Origin of the sequence: Candidatus Igneacidithiobacillus taiwanensis (assembly GCF_031962545.1) — a bacterium.
Lineage (GTDB): Bacteria > Pseudomonadota > Gammaproteobacteria > Acidithiobacillales > Acidithiobacillaceae > Igneacidithiobacillus > Igneacidithiobacillus taiwanensis.
Window position 1 is genome coordinate 1 of record NZ_JAVRKK010000157.1, and the last position, 4737, is coordinate 4737.

A 4737-nucleotide genomic window follows, 5' to 3' on the forward strand; every position below is an offset into this window, starting at 1 on the left:
CGGGGTCGCAGACACGGCGATCCACGTCCAGCACGATAGTCCAGACCTGCGCTGGCGGATTGTGCTGGATGTATCGGTAGGCCAAGGCCAGTTCTATGGGGCGGATTCGAAGGCCTGCGCCAAGGTTGTTGGTGCAATAGGGCTTCCTTGGGGCATGGGCCAAGAGAAGATTAACGGCGGCCATGCTGCCCTCCGATACTCGCGTCTGCTGTCTGACGGGACCGGGGGGCTAGTGATCGGGTGTAGCTGCTGCTACACTTTTCCCCGTTGCCTCGTAGTACCCGAATGCCCCGATCTCCTGTATGCCGGCCAAAGCTAGAGGAATCGGGGCATTGTCGTTTCTGATTCATGACAATGTCCTTGCTGTTTTAGGTCATCCGGCGAATCTACTCCCAGAGCCGTAAAGCTGCCAAGCATCCGTTCCTGACCAACAGGAGCGAACGCAAGATAAAGGATAATGGTGGTCTTGGATGCTCTGGTTTGGTTTACTTGCCATTGGCCCGCTAAGGGTCGCCACTGGGGTCCAGCCAAAATGACGGCTTCACCGATTTGTCTTATGACTGCCCCTCACTGCCAGGCGGAGAACCTAGCAAAATCAGGCTATCCGTTCTGCCGTCAATCAGGCCCACGAGACAGAATGGCGCAAATTGTCTTTAGTCAAGCAATCTTTTCCTTGCTTCATCTACAGTTAACCCACCAATTACAGCCTCTTTTATCAAAAAAACCCAGTCTATCATTGATGAATCTATCCTTGTCATTGAGCGAATCATTATTTCTAAATAAATTTCAGAAATATCCATATCTTTTTCTTCTTTCAGTCTTCTGTATTCCGATGTTGAAAAAACAGCTTTGCTTTCTAAAATCCCCCAACCCGTTTTTTCCGGGGTAATTATTGGGGGTTGTAAGGAATTATCTCTTGGTTCGGCTATAACAACAAAGTAATCATTCATGGATGATGCAAGCAAGGCGCATGATGCTGGTTGACCACCAGAATATATTGGAACTATCCTTATCCCATTTAACAGTTCTTTGCTAAGCAGTAATGGTATAGCACTCTCTATTGTTTCTGAATCCGTATTCCATACATGCACTTTATTTGGCGCTAGGAATCCATGTAATAAACCAAGGTAGTCCGATACCAAACTCTTTTTTTTGATAGATAGCCGGCCTTGCACCCCTCCGTTTACCCATCCAGACAAACCTCCTGTATCCAGATTGAGTTTTCTAGCTAACTTTGTGAGCTTTTCATTGCGTAGGTCCATCATGCATAAGACACGCTCTCGCAAAATCTTGTCATCATCGGCGGTTATCTTGATGAGTGACATTGGTTAAGATCTTCCTTCAGCGGAAATGAAAAACAGAAAGGCCACCATCCAAAGATGGTGGCCTTCATTGTACTACAGAACGATATTTAAAATCCGGCCTGGAACTGCAACATCAACGTGTTGAAGGCCATACCGTTGATGGGGGCACCGTTTCCGCCAAAAGCACCTGCTTGACTACTACCTCCCCAATTCCCATCCCGTGCGGTTGGAATGATGTAGTTCACCTGAATCTCCGCCGCATGGGGATTATTCGGATTGACATAGTAATTCAGGCCGATAGTGGTATTATCGAGCTTGGCATCGAGTCCACCAGAGTTGTTGATGTTTCCATTTTTGTCGATGCTGTAAAAATCACCGTTATAACTATAGGAATCGAAACGTACGGCTGGCTCAATATCCAACCAAGATGGAGTAAGGCCCATGGTATGCAGGTTAGCAGCTAAACCAACATTCCAGTCTTGGGCCACAAAGCCAGGAGCAATCCCATAACGTGTCGCACCGGTATGCAGATTGGTGTAACCAGCCTCATAGCTGATACCCATCAATCCGCCATGGATACCAACGTTCCATGTGTACAGAGAGTTATAGGCTTGAGAGCTTGACTGACCACCGTAGGACGCAGATGGCAAGGTCATACGAGAACCACTCACTTCAGCGTGAAGGAGTGGACCCATAAAATCATAGGTCAAGCGAGCGGAAGCCAAATATCCACCGCCGCCGTTAAGGAAGCCACCTTGGCCGCTTCCAAATGGATTGGAATAAGTAGTCAACCAGTTATAGGCTGATCCATAGTCAAGGGAACTCTCATCCGCAATGGCAACCGCATAACCAACACCCGTACCCATAACATTGCTAGCGTGCAACATAGCGCCGGCAGAACGTCCAGGTAGCAAAGACTGACCCATACTCCGGAAGATGAAGGGCAATGCATTACCATCGACATCCACATACTCATTGCCAACAGGCTGCTTGAATTTGCCCACCTTCAGCTGCACAAAGGGAACTGGGGCATAGTTGATCCACGCGTCAATAATGGAAGCATTACCACCGTTACCCAATCCATTATTTAACAGATTGCCAACATTGCCGTTTGAGCTGGTGTTATTACCACTAATCGCTGCATTATCCCAACCGGCCATAATATTGTAGGTCACACCCGTGGCAGCTTCACCCTTAACACCCAAGCGGATTCGGTTAGCACCAAAGACCAATCCACTGGGGTTAGAAGTATTTCCATTCATGGAAGTACCAAACTGCTGGGCCCCGGTAATTTGGGCATATCCGTACAGAACGGGACCCGTCTTGGCATCGCTGTTACTGCCATCAGCAGCCATAGCACACACAGGAGCAACCAGAGCCGCTGCAACTGCTAACATAATGAAATTCTTCTTCATTTTTACTCCTCCTCAACAAAGCTAGAACGTTTTATAGGTACCGCAACACAACCTTATGTATTGACTATACAACAGTATAAGAAAATCGCAACCAACCAAAAAACAAAGGCAGCCTTTTGAGCTGCCTTTGTCAGGAGGAGTCAGACTTGAAGAAGAGTCATGACTTCATAGGGATTGTAAGATCAATCTCTTGGCAGAAACAAGCCAAGAATCAAGAATCAAGTAAAGGTGCTGCGCCTTTTTTTGGACCCCTTTCCGTGCCTCAAATCGGGCTGATTTTGGCCTCTGGCGGCCTTGGTGCTACTACCCTACCACCCGTGCCTGAAAAGACGCTCTATGGGCTTTATACGGCCCTTTGTTGGGCTTTTCTTGGCAGACCATCAGGCCCATGCACGGCACGGCTGCATGTCTCTGTAGTGCTGTGGTTAGTTCGCGGTTGACGGGGCCGCGAAGAATGGTACCCCCAGGGAGGGCAGTGGGGGTCAGTCGGTGCCGGTCAGGGCGCTGTCGATCCTGGGTCGGGAGGCGATTTCATGCAATTTCATGCGCAAAAATTGCCCTGAAATGCCAGCCGCTACTGGGTTCCCACCGCCTGTCTCTTTCGCTCACCTTCGGTTCGCGAAAGAGACAGGCGGTTGAGATCGGCGCTCCTGGCTATCGCAGTCGCGCCCGTACTGTTGGCATTTCCGATGACGCTTCCAGTCTGCGACGGTCGCGTCGCCATTGGACGCGGAGGGGGATTTCATGAAATTTCATGCAGCAAAATATCGCTGAAAACCCCCGTTGCTATTGGCTTCCCCCCGTCCGTCTCTTTCGCTTCGCTCGCGTTACTCGCTCGCAAAAGAGACGGACGCGCAGCACGGCATAACACCCGCTCAGGCGATGACTGCCGCAGTCACTAGTGCAGACAACCAGAATCCCCGCCAAGGCCTCTCCAAGATTCGAGAATCAGGCCCGCCACTTTTCGTGGCATGCCTGAACCCTCTCTCCCGGACCCTCTCACCCTCCGTGCCGGACATGGAGGCCTCGACTACCCTTAGCCGATGTCTTGGCCGATACGCTTTCCACCGTAGTGCTGGCCTCGTTCCTGCGCTCGCTTCGCTCGCTAGGCCCTCAGCCAGCCTGATTTAGTTTTCTGATCTGTCGATCTGGGTTTCCCCGCTGCTATGACGGAATCAGGTGCCGCCATCAGCAAACCCGTGGAAGCCGCGACGGCAGGTGGCCGGTCGGCTTTGCCTCCCTACCTGCCTGCGGCCCAGCCGATTCGGGGCGGTTCTTTCGCTGCGCTCAAGCCGCCCCTGCTGGCTGTTATCTGATATAGGCCGCTCGGTTCGTGCACCACCCCACCGACACCACCGGATCACAGTAGAGTGGTGCGCTTCAAGCTCCCGCGCGATCTGTCGATAGCTGTATCCCTGCGCCCGCAAGAGCCTTGCGGTAACGCGGTCCTGCTCTCTGGATCGCCTGCGGGCCTTGCCGCTGGCTGTGCCGCCAAGGGGGGCGATCTCTAGCTGGTTGGTCGCTGCCAGTCCGCCTAGTCGCCCTGCCTCTGCCTGATTGGTGGCCCTCCTGCCCCTCTCCCGCTGTAGCTCTGGCGTGTGGGTGCGCTCGATGAGGTCTTGCAGGCCTGTGGGCGTAATGCGCCGCCAAGTCCACTTGGCAATGCTCTTGGCAATGGCCCTGAGTTCCGGTTCATAGAGGGGCGCGTGAAATTGCCCGTTAATGGCCCATAAATGCCCCAAAATCGCATCCTGCCACTGGGGTAAGCCATTTGGTGCCCAATAGTCCCGAATCGCGCTGTATGCCCATTTACGGGCCATATGGAACAGGAACACGTTCCGGCCCTCTTGGTAGGCTTCTTCCGGGGTGTCTGGGACATAGCGCCGGGCCTTGGCCGCATCGAGGTCCAGATACTCCGCCAGTTCGCCAAGGGTCCAGAGTTGCTCATGGAAGGACCAGACAAGCCAGTCCGTATGGGCCGGATTCTTGCACACCAAGCCGACATAGCGGGGATCAGC

At 52.4% G+C, this 4737-nt stretch carries 4 protein-coding genes and 1 pseudogene; 1 reads left to right on the forward strand and 4 read right to left on the reverse strand.

Annotated features, from left to right (window positions below; all coding sequences use genetic code 11):
- The 3 genes and pseudogenes from RTI30_RS12690 to RTI30_RS12700 form a co-directional block, all read right to left on the reverse strand.
- Positions 1 to 184: pseudogene (locus RTI30_RS12690) on the reverse strand (hypothetical protein); the annotation flags it as partial.
- 469 nt (positions 185 to 653) lie between these two features.
- A complete protein-coding gene (locus RTI30_RS12695; RefSeq protein ID WP_312283938.1) occupies positions 654 to 1325 on the reverse strand; it encodes a hypothetical protein in 672 nt (223 codons plus the stop codon).
- A gap of 86 nt (positions 1326 to 1411) precedes the next feature.
- Entirely contained in the window at positions 1412 to 2719 is a 1308-nt protein-coding gene (locus tag RTI30_RS12700; protein WP_312283939.1) for a porin, read from the reverse strand.
- Positions 2720 to 2865: 146 nt separating this feature from the next.
- On the opposite strand from RTI30_RS12700, the gene RTI30_RS12705 reads away from it, so the two are divergent.
- Positions 2866 to 3159 (forward strand): hypothetical protein, encoded by a 294-nt coding sequence (locus tag RTI30_RS12705; protein ID WP_312283940.1) that lies wholly within the window; start codon positions 2866 to 2868, stop codon positions 3157 to 3159.
- A gap of 735 nt (positions 3160 to 3894) precedes the next feature.
- Here RTI30_RS12705 and RTI30_RS12710 read toward each other — a convergent pair.
- The coding region (locus RTI30_RS12710; protein WP_312283941.1) for a primase C-terminal domain-containing protein at positions 3895 to 4737 on the reverse strand (843 nt) is incomplete at its 5' end.

Bases quoted from the DNA above. Each gene is read 5' to 3' on its own strand.
- RTI30_RS12695 (WP_312283938.1), bottom strand. From the start codon at position 1,325: ATGTCACTCATCAAGATAACCGCCGATGATGACAAGATTTTGCGAGAG.
- RTI30_RS12700 (WP_312283939.1), bottom strand. From the start codon at position 2,719: ATGAAGAAGAATTTCATTATGTTAGCAGTTGCAGCGGCTCTGGTTGCT.